A 16202-nucleotide genomic window follows, 5' to 3' on the forward strand; every position below is an offset into this window, starting at 1 on the left:
CCTATGTCTCGTTTAGCCAATCGATTTGAACAGCTTAAATCTCAACAGCGTAAAGCTTTGGTGTCTTATGTCATGGCTGGCGACCCACATCCGCATGTCACCGTTCCACTATTGCACCAAATGGTCACAGCTGGTGTGGACGTAATTGAATTAGGTTTACCTTTTTCTGATCCTATGGCGGATGGCCCTGTGATTGCACTTGCTGCAGAGCGAGCGATTGCTGGTGGGACGAATACCTTAGATGTGTTAGATATGGTCAAAACCTTTCGTGAGCAAGATCAAGAAACGCCAGTGGTGTTAATGGGATATCTCAACCCTTTAGAAGTGATTGGTTATAAGCAGTTTGTTGAGGCTGCACACCAGTCTGGTGTAGATGGTTTGATTATTGTGGATTTACCTCCTGAAGAATCACAAAATCTTGCACCTATCTTAAAACAATATGAGATGGACCAAATTTTCTTACTTGCACCAACATCAACCGATGAACGAATTGAAAAGGTGACACAGCAAGCCAGTGGTTTTATTTACTACGTTTCGCTAAAAGGGGTAACGGGCTCTGCTCGTTTAGATACCCAAGAAGCTGCGGCGCGTATTGAAAAAATTAAAAGCTTAACCACACTTCCTGTAGGTGTTGGCTTTGGTATTCGCGATGCGGCATCAGCAAAAGCCATGGGGCAAGTTGCAGATGCAGTGATTGTGGGTACTGCACTCGTGAAACCTTTTGAAGATTTGGCACCAGAACAAGCCGTGGAACAAACGGTAAACAAAGTCAAGGAGCTTCGAGCGGCGCTCGATGAGTTAGTATGAATCAAGAAGTGAAAGCCGGAAAAATTCTTAGTGCAACGACACCGTGGACTGAACGCGGTGTGCCAGGTATTCAGCAACCCGACGAACAACAAGCATTAAAGGCAACTTTTACGGAGCCTACTTATGAGTGCCCAGAGTGCCATGCCTTAGTTACTCGTACGGCTATGTCTTTTAACGTTTATGTTTGTCCTCAGTGCGATGAACATTTACGCATGAAAGCACGTGACCGATTGAATTGGTTCTTTGATCAAGTAAAGGTTGAGCTGGGTAGTGAATTTGTTGCAAAAGATCCACTTAAATTTGTGGATAGCCGACCATATCCAGAGCGCTTAAAAGAAGCGCAAAAGAAAACAGGTGAAACAGAAGCATTAGTTGTGATGCAAGGCACGCTTAAAGATTTACCTCTAGTTGCTTGTGCTTTTGAATTTGATTTTATGGCAGGTTCAATGAGTACCGTTGTTGGTGACCGTTTTGTACAAGCTGCTGAACGTGCTATTGCAGACAAACAACCTTTGATTTGCTTTGCTGCTTCAGGTGGTGCACGTATGCAAGAAGGCATGTTGTCTTTAATGCAAATGGCACGTACTTCTGCTGCAATCCAAAGAGTAAAAGCTGCTGGTCTGCCTTATATCGTTGTTATGACACATCCTGTCTATGGTGGTGTAACTGCGTCATTGGCAATGCTAGGCGATGTACATATTGCAGAACCTAAGGCCATGATTGGCTTTGCAGGTAAACGTGTGATTGAGCAAACTGTACGTGAAACGTTACAAGAACCATTCCAACGTGCCGAGTTCTTGCTTGACCATGGGGTAATCGATCAGATTGTTCATCGTCATGCATTACGTGATACTGTATACCGTATCGTGTCTAAGTTGATGAATTTACCTTGAACTGCAATGCACCACTAATTACAGACTCTCTAAATACATGGCTCAATTATTGGGGCCATGTTCATGTTACAGGAATCGACTTGGGATTAGAGCGAGTTATTCCTGTAGCTGAAAAGCTTGGGGTTACGCGCCCAAGTGCGAAAGTACTTACTGTTGCGGGAACCAATGGTAAGGGCTCTACTACAACGACACTCGCTGCAATTCTTCGTGCTCAAGGTTATAACGTTGGGTTGTATCAGTCACCACATGTTTACCGTTTTAACGAACGTGTAAAAATTAATGGTGTTGAAGTTGCCGATCATCTCTTGGTTGAAGCTTTTGTCCTTGTCGATCAGGCTCGTCGAGATTGTGGGTTAAGTCTCTCTTTTTTTGAAGCAACATCCTTAGCCGCATTTCTGATTTTTCAACAACAGTGTGATGTCTGGGTTCTAGAAGTTGGTTTGGGTGGACGTCTAGATGTAGTGAATGTGATTGATCCTGACGTTGCTGTCATTACTAATATTGGGATTGACCATGTAGAGTGGATTGGGGACACGATCGAAAAAATTGCATTTGAAAAGGCTGGGATTATCCGCCCAAATATTCCAGTAGTTTTTGCAGGTCAACAACAAATTCCTCAAGCAATACAAGATAAAGTCACTGAATGTCATGCCAAGCTTTATGCTGTGAATCGTGATTATTTTTTTCATGATGCCGAGAATGAGCAATATTGGAATTTTGCATCGGCAGCAAGAACATTACGTTTACCATTAGGACACCTAGCCTTAGATAATATTGCAGCTGCAGTTGCTGCGATTCATGTCAGTGGTTTAGAGGTTTCATTACAAGCCCTGACAGTAGGGATTGAAAACGCTCGTTTAGCTGGGCGTTTTGATGTGCGAAAGATCGCGGGAAAAACGGTTATTTTTGATGCAGGACATAACCCGCACGGTGTTGAATTCCTATTAAGAAACTTGCAAAAGTTCATGCAAAAACAGAAGAAATTCACGGAAATACTGACCATTTTTTCAATGTTAGGTGATAAAGACATCAATTCTGTGGTCAAATTGTTGAAAGGAAGCACATTAAAGTGGAAAATAGCTGAGCTAAATGTGCCACGTGCGGCAGACTTAGCACAGCTCAGTTCTGCGCTAAATACTGAAAATAATGTTGAGCAATTTGAAAATATAAAAGCCGCATTCGAGTCAGCTCTCGCAGAAGTAAAAGATAATCAAATTATATTGGTCTGTGGTTCGTTTCATACCTTAGAGGCGATCTGGGAGTGTCTAGAAGAATGGCAATGAATAATAAACAGCGCTGGTTAGGTGGTGTTGTATTGTTGGGTGGTGGCGTGCTGTTAGCAGCTCTACTTCTCAAAGGTAATGATGAAATTCAGCAAACAACTCTGGAAACAGCAGCTTCTGGTGTTCGTCCTGTGGAACAAATTCGAATTGCACCTGAACAAGCACCAGCCTCAGCTGCAGTGCCATTGCAGGCATTGACTGTTGATGTTGAAACAGAAAAACGGTTGTTAGAGGAACAGCGCCGTGCGCGTGAAAGTGCTGTTGCAGAACAAGAGGCCAAAACAGCAGAATTCTTAAAGATGCAACAACAGGCTGAAGCAGCTGCTGCACGTAAAGCAGCAGAAGAGTTTGCGGCCATGAATGCTCGACGCAAAGCAACACAGCAGAGTTCAGATAATATTCCACCTGAAGTTAATGTAAATCAAGGTGCTACAGCTAAAACAGCAGAACAGAAAGTGGCAGAACAAAAAGCTGCTGAACGTAAGGCTGAACAACAGAAAAAACAAAGTGAGGATGCTGCAAAGAAGCAGGCTGAGCAGCGTTTGGTTGAAGAGAAAAAACGAAAGGCTGCCGAAGAACGTAAGCAAGAGTTAGCAAAACAAAAAGCAGCCGAAGATAAAAAGGCTGAAGATAAAAAGGCTGAAGAAAAGAAACGTAAAACCCAAGAGGAAGCCAAGAAAAAGGCTGAAGCAGACAAAGCACGTGAACTACTTGAACATGGCGATAAGCAATGGATGGTTCAGGTGAGTTTAGCTGCGAATCAGGCCAATGCTGACGCTGTTGCTGCCAAATTACGTGCTAAAGGTTATAAAGTGACACAAAGCCAAACATCTAAAGGTATTCGTATTATGGTTGGTCCATCTAAAGACCGTAGTGCTGCTGATAATACCCGTAAAAAAATTACGAGCGATACGAGTCTCAATATGAAGTCAGCGTGGGTAATTGATTGGGTTCCACTTGATCAACGTTAAGATCAAACGAATCCAGCATATTGGGTGTTGGATTCGTGACTGCCATTGTTATATCACTTGATTATTTTCAACAGCGTTATTAAACCTATTTTTAATTTTGAGCCAATTGTTGACGTATCCATGCAATGTTTTCATCGCTAAATAAAGCATCGATATTGCTCCAAATCGGATGAAAACCATAGCCGCCATATTTCATTTCATTGATAGCATCTTGTTTATTCCAGTTTTGAAAAATAATCCGATACATTGCAATACTGGCACCTGTTCGATCTGAGCCGTGATAACAGTGCACCAAGACCTTTTCTTGAGCTTGTTCAGCTTGTTGAATACTGCGCATGACATCAAGAAGCTGTTTGCGGTTAATGGACCAAGTGTTTATAGGAATATGAATGAGATCGAAGGGCTGAGATGCAAAAACTTTTGCATCGAAATTGCTTTGTCTCAGATTGATTACACGCTTAATACCTTGTTGCTTTAAGTTTAGAACTAAATTTACATCGGGCTGTTTGCTACGGTAAAGGTTAGGGCTGATTTGATAAAAATTGTCAGTAAGTTGTAGTGCCTGTCCCCAATGCGCTGGGCGTGTTTCTGTGGGCCAGCTTTTTGTTGTGACACAGCCCGTGACAAGTACGCTATTTAAGGTAAGGATGAGAAGAATCTGTTTTTTATTCATGATTTTTACTTTGAAGAACAGTGTGAATATGTAAGATGGTTAAGCAGATATGTGTTGCTCAATACTCATCTTGTTTTCGCTAAAAATAGCGGATTGATCAGAGAAATCACGCTTAAGTTTGGTGGATAAAATTAACGGGTTGGAGATGTTTTTACATCATACTCAATCTTTGTTAACAGTTAGAAAATTATTTTCTGATAAATATAATGCCATAGTGATCGGATGTTTCGTGTATTAGATCGCCAAATTTGTTATGTTAGTCAATATTAATTTCAAATGTGCGATTTGAATGAGCAAGATTTTTTTTAGCGGAATTGTGCAAAACCCTTGTACTTCAAATTTCTGGCTTCATAATATCGTCTGAGAAAAAACTATTTTGACAAGTAAGATTTAGAGAGTTTATTCATGTTGGCAAGTCTGATCGGAGGTATCTTCGGTACAAAAAATGAGCGCGAACTCAAACGAATGAGAAAAATCGTTGATAAAATTAATGCGCTTGAACCGACGGTATCTGCCCTTAATGATGCAGACCTGTCTGCAAAAACGCAAGAATTTAAAAAACGTCATCAACAAGGTGAAAGCTTAGATAAATTATTACCAGAAGCTTTTGCTGTTTGCCGTGAAGCCGGTAAACGTATCATGGGGATGCGCCATTATGATGTACAGTTGATTGGTGGTATTACTTTACATGAAGGTAAAATTGCAGAGATGCGTACAGGTGAGGGTAAGACTCTCATGGGAACGCTGGCAGTTTATCTAAATGCGATTAGCGGTTCGGGCGTACATGTTATTACCGTCAATGATTATCTGGCGCAACGTGATGCCGAGTTAAACCGTCCACTCTATGAGTTTTTGGGTTTAAGTGTTGGCGTAATTTACTCTATGCAATCTCCTGTAGAAAAGGCAGATGCGTATAGAGCTGATATTACTTATGGGACCAACAATGAATTTGGTTTTGACTATCTGCGCGATAACATGGTGTTTTCGATGGCAGAGAAAAAACAACGTGGTTTAATTTACGCCATTATTGATGAGGTCGATTCGATCTTAATTGATGAAGCTCGTACACCACTGATTATTTCAGGTCAAAGCGAAGACTCATCACAACTTTACCAAGCGATAAATGGTATCCCTCCACGATTACATCCTCAACAAGAAGAAAAAGTTGCTGATGGTGGTCATTACTGGATCGATGAGAAGCAACGTACTGTTGAAATGACAGAAGTTGGTTTTGAAACCGTTGAGCAAGAACTGATTAAAATGGGATTGTTGGCTGAAGGTGAAAGCTTGTATTCAGCAGCGAACTTGAACCTAGTGCATCATGTTACCGCTGCAATTCGTGCGCATGTGCTCTATCAACGTAATGTGCACTATATTGTACATGACGGTGAAGTGGTGATTGTCGATGAAAATACAGGTCGAACTATGCCTGGTCGTCGTTGGTCTGAAGGTTTGCACCAAGCTGTTGAAGCCAAAGAAGGTCTGGAAATTCAACCTGAAAACCAAACGCTAGCAACAACTACATTCCAAAACTATTTCCGTTTATACCGCAAGTTATCTGGAATGACTGGTACAGCAGATACTGAAGCTGCGGAAATGAAAGAAATTTATGGTTTAGATGTGGTGATTATTCCTACACATCGACCAATGGTTCGTAAAGATCAAAACGACCTGATTTATTTAAATCGTAATGGTAAATACAACGCAATTATTCAAGAGATTGAAAAAATTCATGCGGAAGGTGTGGCGCCAATTTTAATTGGTACTGCAACGATTGAAGCCAGTGAAATTTTATCTGAAAAATTGAATGCTGCGGGCATTGCCCATGAGGTTTTGAATGCGAAACAGCATGAGCGTGAGGCTGACATTATTGCTCAGGCAGGTTCTCCAAGAGCAGTGACCATTGCAACAAACATGGCTGGTCGTGGTACGGATATTTTATTGGGCGGTAACTGGAAAGCATTGCTTGCTAAAATTGAAAACCCAACAGCAGATGATCAGGCACGGTTAAAAGCCGAGTGGGAACATAACAATGAAATGGTGTTAAGTTCTGGTGGCTTACACATTATTGGTTCTGAACGTCATGAATCGCGTCGTATTGATAACCAGTTACGAGGTCGTTCTGGTCGTCAAGGCGATCCGGGTGTTTCTCGTTTCTTCCTCTCTCTTGAAGATGATTTGATGCGTATTTTCGCCGGTGATCGTGTTGTGGGGATGATGCGTGCAATGGGATTGCAAGAAAATGAAGCCATTGAACATAAAATGGTTTCACGTTCAATTGAAAATGCACAACGTAAAGTCGAAGCACGTAACTTTGATATTCGTAAAAACTTGCTGAAATACGATGATGTAAACAATGAGCAACGTAAGATTATTTACTCGCAACGTGATGAAATTTTAGAAGAAGCAAGTTTACAAGCTTATCTTGAAGAGATGCATCACGAGGTGGCAAAAGGGCTTATTGAAAACTTTATTCCACCAGAGTCAATTCATGATCAATGGGATATTCCAGGTTTGGAGCAAGCGCTTCAAACTGAGTTGGGAGTCGAGTTGCCAGTTGCGCGTTGGTTAGAAGAAGATCGTCGCTTAGATGAAGAAGCTTTAATTGAGCGTATTAGTGACGAGCTTGTTGAACGTTATCGTGAACGTCGTGAACGTATTGGTGAGGAAAATGCCCCTACGCTTGAGCGTCACTATATGTTAGGTGCATTAGATCGTCATTGGAAAGAGCATTTGGCGGCGATGGATTACCTGCGTCAGGGGATTCATTTGCGTGGGTATGCGCAAAAAAATCCTGAGCAGGAATATAAAAAAGAAGCATTTAATTTATTCGTCAATATGTTAGGTGCGATTAAAGGTGAGGTCATTGCGGATCTTTCACAATTACGCATTCCAACTGCTGAAGAAATGGCTGAGCTAGAAGCGCAGCAATTGGCTCAGCAGCAAGCACATGAGCAAGCGATGCAGCTTTCCTATGAGCACTCAGAAGTTGATGAATTTGATGATGAGGCTAATGTGGATGGTGAGGCAACTGAACAAGCATTTGCAGCACCAGAAAGTCGTAATGCACCTTGTCCTTGTGGGTCTGGGATGAAGTATAAGCAGTGTCACGGTCGTATCTAAGCGAGGTGTGAAGAGGCAGAACTTAGGTTCTGCTTTTTTGTTATACAAGTACTGTAGCTTAAATAGCATTGCAGCTTGATGGATTAAGTGGTATTTAGTTCACAACTAATTTGGAAATCAGATAATATGAAAAAAGTATTAAAAGCTTTAGTGTTTACAGCAATAACACTTCCTGTTGTTGCATTTGCTGAACAGCAAACAACGACTGTGGAAAAGGTGATCGCTGCAACTGGTGGGGCTGCGGCTCAAACTGAAGTTAAACGTGAAAATACGACTGTAATTAGTCCCCGTACTGGTATTCGCTATACGCTAGGTGATACATCTGGCCGTCCAGTTGTATTAAAAACAGCGGCAATTGCTGCTGCAACACCTGCGACCGCAAGTCGTATTGTGGCTTCAAACCCAGCGTTATCTGCAAGCAGTCAAGAGAAGGCAAAGCAGACACTCATCAATGTAGCTGGAGCTACAATAGCTGAATAATATGCATCTAATTTGAGCAATAGATCATGCTCAAAATAAGAGAAATTCAGCGTTGTAAAAGATTGAAAAAGAATCGAGCAAGTTAAGCTCGATTTTTTTATATATATGGACTAAGCTTTCTTTTTTGTTCAACATTTGGATTTCAAAAATGGCTGTCGGTGATGTGACTATGCCACATATGCATGTGGTAAAAGGAGTTAAAATTGGTTGTGCAGAAGCGTATATCCGTTATCCAAACCGACGAGATATGGTCATTTTTGAATTTACAGCTGGCACTCAAGTTGCTGGGGTATTTACACAAAATGCCTTTTGCGCTGCACCGGTAAGTATTTCTAAAGCTCATTTGAATCAAGCAGAAATACGTTATTTATTAATTAATACTGGTAATGCTAATGCGGGTACTGGAAAAGTTGGTTATCAAAATGCCGAGCAAAGCTGTGCTGAGTTAGCAGCCTTAGCTGGAGTGGATGCTGCACAGATTCTTCCATTTTCAACAGGTGTTATTGGTGAGCAATTACCGATGCCGCGTTTGATTGCAGGGCTTCCACATGCTTTGGCTGATTTAAAAGCTGATGCTTGGACTGAGGCAGCATTTGGTATTATGACAACGGATACTACACCTAAAGGTGCATCTGAACAGTTTGAGCTTGATGGTGTTGTTTACCATATGACTGGGATCTCAAAAGGTGCCGGCATGATTCGCCCTAATATGGCAACCATGCTTGGTTTTGTTGCAACAGATATGCCAATCGAGCAAGCTTTGTTACAACAAATGCTGCGTGATACTGCGAATGTATCTTTTAATCGCATTACGATAGATGGTGATACTTCTACTAACGATTCGTGTATTTTAGTGGCAACAGGACAAGCTGGTGGAGAGTTATTGTCAACTCAAGCAGACCCACGTTATGCGCAGGTGCTTGATGTGTTGACACGTATCATGCAACGTTTGTCTCAACTGATTGTGCGTGATGGTGAGGGAGCAACTAAATTTATTACTGTTGCCGTTGAGGGTGGTGCAAATACCCAGGAATGTTGTGATGTTGCTTATAGCATTGCACACTCGCCTTTGGTGAAAACAGCAATTTTCGCTTCAGATCCAAACTGGGGGCGTATTTTGTGCGCAATTGGATATGCTGGAGTACCAGCACTTGATGTTGAAAAAGTACAAGTTTGGTTGGACCAAGTTCAAATATGTAAAGATGGTGGAGCAGCAGCAGATTACACTGAGGCTGCCGGATCGGCTGTGATGGCACAAGCCGAAATGACAATTCGGGTCGATCTAGGGCGTGGGCAGGCTAAAGATACTGTCTATACCTGTGATCTATCATATGATTATGTCAAGATTAATGCTGACTACCGTTCGTAGTGATCATGCTTTCTAAAAGACCTCCTTGTGAGGTTTTTTAGCATGGTGGCATTAAAACTCGAAGATATTAATCTTCATATTTAATCCAGAGGATAAAGAAGGCCTTTTATGGAAGATGCAAGTCAGCTAATCGCCAACGATGCTAAATTAATTGTTCAAACGCATTTAGACCGTTTAGGAGAGATCAAGGATAAAACTTTAGATCCTCAGGCGAAGCAGGAGAAATTCGAGCAAATTCGTCAAGCCTTGCAACAACGTGATGCAGTGTTAGTTGCACACTACTACTGCGACCCAGAGGTGCAAGAATTGGCTGAGGCAACGGGAGGTTGCGTTTCAGATTCATTGGAAATGGCTCGTTTTGGTCGAGATCACCCTGCTAAGACTTTGGTTGTTGCTGGTGTGAAGTTTATGGGAGAGACCGCTAAAATTCTCTCACCTGAAAAAACTATTTTAATGCCAACACTTGAGGCGACATGTTCTTTAGATTTGGGTTGTCCTGTGGATGAGTTTACCCAATTCTGCGATGCACACCCAGATCATACTGTTGTGGTCTATGCAAACACTTCTGCTGCGGTAAAAGCGCGTGCAGATTGGGTTGTGACTTCTAGCTGTGCTGTTGAAATCATTGAACATTTAGATAGCTTGGGTGAAAAAATCATTTGGGCTCCAGACCAGCACTTAGGGCGCTATATTCAAAAGAAAACAGGCGCAGAAATGTTGATATGGGATGGCGCTTGTATTGTGCATGAAGAGTTCCGTGCTCGTGGAATTGCCAATATGAAAGAACTTTATCCAAATGCGGCAGTATTGGTGCATCCAGAGTCACCAGAGGCGGTAATTGCAGTCGCTGATGCTGTAGGTAGCACCTCACAACTGATTAAGGCCGCTCAAACGCTAGAGCAGGATACGCTCATTGTGGCTACTGACCGTGGAATTTTCTACAAAATGCAGCAGGCCGTACCAAATAAAACTTTAATTGAAGCACCTACTGCGGGCGAAGGCGCAACTTGTCGATCTTGTGCACACTGTCCTTGGATGGCAATGAATGAACTTGATGGCATTTTAGATGTTTTACAAAAATCTGATCAAGAAATCTTCGTAGATGCGGCTTTAGCAGAAGGAGCAAAACGACCTTTAGATCGAATGTTAGCGTTTAGTGCGGCATTAAAGGGTTAAAATTAAGTCAATATGCCTGATAAATATACATTCGTTATATTTTTTGGCTTTTTTTTCATGATAGGTGTTGACGTTGTGAAGCGTCACGCCTAGAATGCACACCGTACCGCACGATGTGTGATACAGCAAAGCTAAGATGAATCGGAGTATGGCGCAGTCTGGTAGCGCATCTGGTTTGGGACCAGAGGGTCGTAGGTTCGAATCCTACTGCTCCGACCAATTCTTCAAGGCAAAGGTATTGCATGATATTGAGTATCATCGTTACGCGCCTGTAGCTCAGTTGGATAGAGCATCCGCCTTCTAAGCGGATGGTCACAGGTTCGAATCCTGTCAGGCGCGCCATTTGTGGGCTTGATATTGTAGAACCAAAACTTTATGACGGTGGATGTAGCTCAGTTGGTAGAGCCCCGGATTGTGATTCCGGTTGTCGTGGGTTCGAGCCCCATCATTCACCCCAATTCCTTCCAAAGGAATAACTTCGGAGTATGGCGCAGTCTGGTAGCGCATCTGGTTTGGGACCAGAGGGTCGTAGGTTCGAATCCTACTGCTCCGACCATCTTTCTTAAAGACAGCTCTCGTCTTAAAACTCTTCAAAAAATTCTTCACATCTCATCATATTTGGTTTTATCCATATTTAATCTTTTGTTTTGCCTTACAATTCTAAAAAATTGAATTTATGGTAACTCGGTGTGGATAAAGCAAGTCTGTATAAAATTATTTTGATTATATCTTGTGTGGGTAGCTTATCTGCCTGTACGTTGACTTTGAATAAGGCAATGCAAGGATATGAAAAAGGTGATTATATCGCAAGCATTCAAGTTATTACTGCTAAGTTAGACCAGAAACAAGGATATCCACGAGATGCTTTGAAAAAGAGCTGGATGAATGCAATAGATCTTTCTTTAAATCAACTTGAAAATTTACCAAACAATACACTTGATCAAAAACTGCAACGTTTAGAAAAAATTTATCAGGCACGTCAGTTGGTGAATACTGGCTTTTATGCAAGTGAGTTTTCTAGCTTTGTGCAACGTTATCCTTTAAATCAAATACAATTAGATATAGCTAAGCTTTATTATGAAAAAGGCAATACCATTGGCTTAATAGATACAGATAGTTATCGTCTAAAGGCTGAGATGTATGAGCGTGGTTTGCACTATACAAATTATTTGGATATGCAAAGTTTAGCAACAAAGTATCGTAAGGAATATTCAACAAGACGAGCTGAAGAGTATTATTCATACGCATTAGGCGCTGTAAAAGCGAAGGATTATAAAGCTGCTAGTGAGTATTTTACGCAAGCTTTGACTGCTTATGGGAATTATGGTGATTATAAAGATGCGCGCCAACAATTTCTAAAATATGACAAAATGTGGCGTGCTATTGAAGCTGAGCGATTATTCCTACAAGCAACTGTAAAAGAAAAAAATGCGCTGTACAAAGCAGATTATCGTGGCGTGTCGAGTTTATATAATGAAGCAGCTCAAATATATAAACCTTATGGTGATTATAAAAATGCATTAAACCTTGCTCAATTAGCAAGAAGTAAAAGCATGATCACGGTGAGTTATTCGATTCATCAAGATCGAGGTGAAGACTATTGCGGTTCATTATATAGTCAGCGACTTTCAGAGCGTTTTAAGTCTAGAGTGGAGTCTAAATTTGGCTCTTATCCATTTAAATTGACAAATTCTTATGGTGCTAATATTCAGATTAATATTGATTACGCTGCTTATTTTAAAGAGGGAAGGCAAGAAGAGCGTAATCAGGTTCAGAGCGTGTTAAGCGCACAAGGGGTTGAGAATAAATTTAATCAACGTACTGAATCTAAAAGAAATGAATATGAGTTAAGAGCCAGTGTGAGCGCTCGGGGTGATTTAAGGTGGGATAAGAATATAACTAAACAGGTTGAGTCAGAGCAACATAGAATTATTTACACAGGTAACGTACCTGATGGATATAGAGATAAAACAGAAGGGGCACTTAAAGATCGTAATGGGTTGTGTTTAGAGCTCATTACAGCATTTGAGCGCGATATGGATTATGTATTTGATGATATTGTACGTCAGGCCATGCGCCTCTAAGCGTTACAATATCAAGTGGTCTTTTGGAGTGAGATATCATTGTGATGAGATTTATTGTCAATAAATGACAATAGATCATATGGTGAATGATATTTGCTCTAAAAACTTGGGTTTGTTGTATTAAAATTTATTAGAAGTAAATTGATCTATAAAAATGATTTTAAGGTGTAAGATCTGCTAATATCACATAGGTTTGATTGTTTTTTATTCAAAAAACTTAATACATAGAGGAATAAAATAATGTCTACACTCCCAAGTTCATTAATCGATCAAATGAAATCTAGTCGACCAATACTCATTATTTTTGGTGTTTTACTGATAGTAAGTGGCTTGCTCTTTGTTACATTTACGGGAATTGCTACGCTGACATCGGTGTATCTATTTGGTTTACTCATGATTTTTGCGGGTATATTACAGGCAATAATGTCAATGAGTGCTTTAAATGGCGGACATCGTTGGCTGTGGTTGTTATTTAGTTTGTTGTATATCTTGGCAGGCTTCTTTGCATTTAAGGCACCATTAGCCACTGCATCAGCTTTAACTTGGCTTATTGCTGCTTTTATTTTACTGGGAGGTATTTTTCGAATCGTGAGTGCATTCCAACTTAGAATGGTGAATGGTTGGGGTTGGGTGCTATTTTCAGGTATTTTATTGTTTGCTACAGGATTACTTATTGCATTTAATCCTACATCACCGCTTTGGTTGTTGGGTTTGATGTTGGGCTTGGATTTATTATTCCAAGGAATTAACTTGTTAATTTTAAGTTTTGCAATCAAGAAATTATAATTCTAGCTTAAGCATAATATAAGTATAAAAATACCGAGTCCATTGATAGAGAATTGGGCTCGGTATTTTTATATATGCGATTAAGTTTTATCTAATAGGGTGTAAAACCATATTATTTAGGGTGAGGGCATCAAGGAATGATAATAATATTTACTCGTCGATTCAGTGCGCGATTTTCATCGGTATCATTCGGAGCGAGTGGTTGTGCAGAACCACGACCAATGGTTTGAATGTTTTTAGGGTTGAAGCCCGTAGTTAAGAAAACATCGGCTACAGTTTCGGCTCTCTTTAAAGAAAGTTTGTTGTTGTATTCAGGTGAGCCAATTGCATCAGTGTGTCCAACAATTTTAATTTTATCCAAGTGGTATTTCTGTAAACGATGAGAAAGTTGAATGATCTCAGTCTTTCTTACCTCTTGGATTTGAGCTTGGTCGAAATCAAAAAGAAGTCGATCGGGTAGGCGTAAAGTCCAGCCTTCTTCAGTTAAAGTAAAACCTTCTTTCTTGAGCATGCGAGCTTGTTTGTAACTTAAATTACCCAAACTCATACAGGCAGTTAGACTGATAATAAGCAAAATACTGAGTGATATTTTAAAGGTTTTAATAAGTGTAGTCTTCACGAGTGACATCCTTACTAGGCGATAAGTACCAATGTTGATGCATCATCTTTGCTTTATACATGGCATTATCTGCGGCGGAAATTAGATCTTCAGGTGAGTTTGCACCACTAAATAAGGCGATACCAATACTAAAACTAAAATAGATCTCAGTTTTATCGTAATGTACTGGATGATTGCTGCAATTTAATAAGTGCTTACTTACTTTTTCAAGATCCTTATGCTGTTTAATGTTTTTAATCAAGATGGCAAATTCATCACCACCTAGTCGAGCAATAAAATCGTCAGGGTTAAGGCTATCTTTAAGGCGTTGAGCCATTTCTTTTAAAACGGCGTCACCAGCCTGATGGCCGAATTTATCATTAATTACCTTGAAGTTGTTATTATCGATAAAAAATAGAGCAGTATTATATTCACTTTCTTGATTAAAAAGTTGCAAAAGTTCTTGATAGAAATAAGTCCGATTAGGAAGTTGGGTTAATGCATCGTGTTTTGCTTGGTGTGAAAGTAAGTCATTTTCAATTTTGAGTTGTTGGTTTGAAGCCTGGACTTTGTTGAGTAATTCATTAAATACAATATTGATTTCTTGAATTTCTTTAATAGGAGTACTTGGCAAGCGTAATTTATAATCTTTTGTTTGATCAATTTGACGCGCAGTTTCAACCACTGGGGTGATTGATGACATTAAGTATTGGTAGACAAAATGCACAAATATTGAGAGTACCGTTAAAATAAGTAGTGAAGCGATAATTAAACCAATAAGAATGTGGTTGAAAAAATTAACTAAATTTGAAGAGTTACCATAAACAATTAATTTTCCGTAATACTGCTGATTATGTTGAATAGGAACAATAACAGGAACATTGAAAAATAGTCGGTCGAGTAATTTTGTCGTGGAATTGGTTTGGTTTTTTTGAGGAGTAATACTAGATAATTCGTGATTACCTTCATCAAATACTTGTATTGAGCGAATTGGGTAGTGCTTTGAGTACTCACTTAAAATTTTATTAATTGTGACCTTGTCATTAAATACCACAGCAGGTTGAATGCGTTCACTGAGGGCATGGCTGAGTACATTTATACTTTGTTTGGCCAAGATTTCCATCGTATAAGCAGAAATTACGACAAAAATAGTTGTGCAAGTAAAAACAGTAAGAGCAAAAATAGCGAGCTGCGATCGTTTGAATAAATGCTGCAGCGATGTCATTTTACTAAAAAACATAACATCATTGCTCCGTTGATTTTGCTAGCAGTAATACACGTGGGTCAACATGAACAGCAGTTTCACTTAAACTGCTCATGTTTACTTTAAATGAAGTATGTTGTTGTTTTCTATATAAACAAAATGAGCTACCAATTTCACAAGTAATATTATTTGAACTAAACGATAGAGGTGGGGTGTTATAACCATTTAGTACTTTTTGCTCTGCTTTTGGTGAAAGGGTTGAAAAAAATAAAATATTGCATGAAGACTTATCTAGAGTGTTTAAGGATGATGCAACTATATTAAACTTATGACCGTTTTGTTGTTGTACTGTTTTAAACTGGGTTGCTAATGTTGGATTGTCTACTACACAGAGTGTTGGTGTTGAAACAATAGTTTTCCAGTTTGCGTAACTTAAAATTGAAAATGTTGTCACTTCAAAAGACTGTGTTGATAAAGCGTGCGTCGTCATAGGCGTTATTGTGGCTAATAACACACATAGAATAACTCGACATTTATCAATTAAGTGATGCATTGCATTAAATATTAGTTTTTTCAGATTAATTACGCTATTTTAGCGAAAAAATAAGCAGAAAAGAATGTTTTAAGGTTTATTTAAACAAAATAGATTAAAAATAAACCAAATAAAAAAATATTTAGAAAAAGCCCTTGCAGTCTAAAAAAATTAGCCTATAATGCACATCCATCGGCGGTGATGTTAAATAAAACTTCTGATA

Annotated in this window: 14 protein-coding genes and 4 tRNA genes; 14 read left to right on the forward strand and 4 right to left on the reverse strand. The window is 39.8% G+C overall.

Annotation, left to right across the window (positions count from 1 at the left end; all coding sequences use genetic code 11):
• Positions 1-3 precede the first annotated feature (3 nt).
• From trpA to RFH42_RS14460, 4 genes are read left to right on the forward strand one after another with little or no spacing between them, the layout of a single operon-like run.
• Complete coding sequence (trpA, locus tag RFH42_RS14445; RefSeq protein WP_308976478.1) at positions 4-807, forward strand: tryptophan synthase subunit alpha; 804 nt, start codon at positions 4-6, stop codon at positions 805-807.
• Entirely contained in the window at positions 804-1700 is an 897-nt protein-coding gene (gene accD / locus RFH42_RS14450; protein WP_308976479.1) for an acetyl-CoA carboxylase, carboxyltransferase subunit beta, read from the forward strand. Before trpA ends, accD begins: the two co-directional genes overlap by 4 nt.
• The gene (gene folC, locus RFH42_RS14455) at positions 1697-2983 is read left to right on the forward strand and encodes a bifunctional tetrahydrofolate synthase/dihydrofolate synthase (protein ID WP_308976480.1); all 1287 of its coding nucleotides are present in this window, start codon (positions 1697-1699) and stop codon (positions 2981-2983) included. The genes accD and folC overlap by 4 nt, the downstream gene beginning before the upstream one ends.
• Positions 2974-3954, forward strand: a complete 981-nt coding sequence (locus tag RFH42_RS14460; protein WP_308976481.1) for an SPOR domain-containing protein — start codon at positions 2974-2976, stop codon at positions 3952-3954. Before folC ends, RFH42_RS14460 begins: the two co-directional genes overlap by 10 nt.
• 91 nt (positions 3955-4045) lie before the next feature.
• Here the strand turns inward: RFH42_RS14460 and RFH42_RS14465 are convergent, their stop codons facing one another.
• Positions 4046-4627, reverse strand: a complete 582-nt coding sequence (locus RFH42_RS14465; RefSeq protein ID WP_308976482.1) for a dual specificity protein phosphatase family protein — start codon at positions 4625-4627, stop codon at positions 4046-4048.
• A gap of 405 nt (positions 4628-5032) precedes the next feature.
• Here RFH42_RS14465 and secA point away from each other — a divergent pair, with 405 nt between their 5' ends.
• The 10 genes from secA (at position 5033) to RFH42_RS14515 (ending at position 13645) form a co-directional block, all read left to right on the forward strand.
• The gene (secA, locus tag RFH42_RS14470; RefSeq protein WP_308976483.1) at positions 5033-7750 is read left to right on the forward strand and encodes a preprotein translocase subunit SecA; all 2718 of its coding nucleotides are present in this window, start codon (positions 5033-5035) and stop codon (positions 7748-7750) included.
• A gap of 126 nt (positions 7751-7876) precedes the next feature.
• Positions 7877-8230 (forward strand): hypothetical protein, encoded by a 354-nt coding sequence (locus RFH42_RS14475; RefSeq protein ID WP_308976484.1) that lies wholly within the window; start codon positions 7877-7879, stop codon positions 8228-8230.
• A 148-nt stretch (positions 8231-8378) separates the two neighbouring features.
• Complete coding sequence (gene argJ, locus RFH42_RS14480; protein ID WP_308976486.1) at positions 8379-9599, forward strand: bifunctional glutamate N-acetyltransferase/amino-acid acetyltransferase ArgJ; 1221 nt, start codon at positions 8379-8381, stop codon at positions 9597-9599.
• Positions 9600-9707: 108 nt separating this feature from the next.
• Positions 9708-10775 (forward strand): quinolinate synthase NadA, encoded by a 1068-nt coding sequence (nadA, locus tag RFH42_RS14485; protein ID WP_308976487.1) that lies wholly within the window; start codon positions 9708-9710, stop codon positions 10773-10775.
• Positions 10776-10917: 142 nt separating this feature from the next.
• Positions 10918-10994 (forward strand) — tRNA-Pro (locus tag RFH42_RS14490).
• A gap of 46 nt (positions 10995-11040) precedes the next feature.
• A tRNA-Arg gene (locus tag RFH42_RS14495) sits at positions 11041-11117 on the forward strand.
• Positions 11118-11156: 39 nt separating this feature from the next.
• Positions 11157-11232: transfer RNA gene (locus tag RFH42_RS14500), tRNA-His, on the forward strand.
• Between the two features lie 22 nt (positions 11233-11254).
• Positions 11255-11331: transfer RNA gene (locus RFH42_RS14505), tRNA-Pro, on the forward strand.
• Between the two features lie 133 nt (positions 11332-11464).
• The gene (locus RFH42_RS14510) at positions 11465-12859 is read left to right on the forward strand and encodes a hypothetical protein (RefSeq protein WP_308976488.1); all 1395 of its coding nucleotides are present in this window, start codon (positions 11465-11467) and stop codon (positions 12857-12859) included.
• 240 nt (positions 12860-13099) lie between these two features.
• Entirely contained in the window at positions 13100-13645 is a 546-nt protein-coding gene (locus RFH42_RS14515; RefSeq protein WP_308976489.1) for an HdeD family acid-resistance protein, read from the forward strand.
• Between the two features lie 130 nt (positions 13646-13775).
• Here RFH42_RS14515 and RFH42_RS14520 read toward each other — a convergent pair whose 3' ends face one another.
• The 3 genes from RFH42_RS14520 to RFH42_RS14530 are packed head-to-tail and all read right to left on the reverse strand — an operon-like array spanning position 13776 to position 15937.
• Positions 13776-14264 (reverse strand): OmpA family protein, encoded by a 489-nt coding sequence (locus RFH42_RS14520; RefSeq protein WP_308976490.1) that lies wholly within the window; start codon positions 14262-14264, stop codon positions 13776-13778.
• Entirely contained in the window at positions 14245-15483 is a 1239-nt protein-coding gene (locus tag RFH42_RS14525; protein ID WP_308976491.1) for a sensor domain-containing diguanylate cyclase, read from the reverse strand. Before RFH42_RS14525 ends, RFH42_RS14520 begins: the two co-directional genes overlap by 20 nt.
• A 4-nt stretch (positions 15484-15487) precedes the next feature.
• A complete protein-coding gene (locus tag RFH42_RS14530; protein ID WP_308976492.1) occupies positions 15488-15937 on the reverse strand; it encodes a YfiR family protein in 450 nt (149 codons plus the stop codon).
• Between the last annotated feature and the right edge of the window lie 265 nt (positions 15938-16202).

Source organism: Acinetobacter rudis, assembly GCF_031157835.1.
Lineage (GTDB): Bacteria > Pseudomonadota > Gammaproteobacteria > Pseudomonadales > Moraxellaceae > Acinetobacter > Acinetobacter rudis_A.